The 281-nt window shown below is 40.6% G+C and carries 1 rRNA gene; it reads left to right on the top strand.

Going from position 1 to position 281, the window contains the following annotated elements:
- Positions 1 to 193: 193 nt before the first annotated feature.
- Positions 194 to 281, top strand: a 16S ribosomal RNA gene (locus AAEY97_RS21190); the annotation flags it as partial.

The raw sequence follows: 281 nt of genomic DNA, 5'->3' as shown, positions 1-281 counted from the left end.
AATCTGTGTGGACATTCACAGGTATTGAGTTATTCGAAATTGTCTTCTGTTCTTCGGAATGTTGGCAATCAAAAAATTACAACTCAATGCAACGATGAGTGTTCATAGTAATATGTACAAAGACTTTGTCAGCTTCGGTTGATAAAGCAATCAGAATTCATTGAGCCGAAAGCTTCGGGTTTCAAAAGAACTTTAATTGAAGAGTTTGATCATGGCTCAGATTGAACGCTGGCGGCAGGCCTAACACATGCAAGTCGAGCGGTAACACAAGGGAGCTTGCT

It is taken from the genome of Shewanella sp. TB7-MNA-CIBAN-0143, from assembly GCF_040310065.1.
Lineage (GTDB): Bacteria > Pseudomonadota > Gammaproteobacteria > Enterobacterales > Shewanellaceae > Shewanella.
This window is presented reverse-complemented; position numbering and strand designations above follow the sequence as displayed.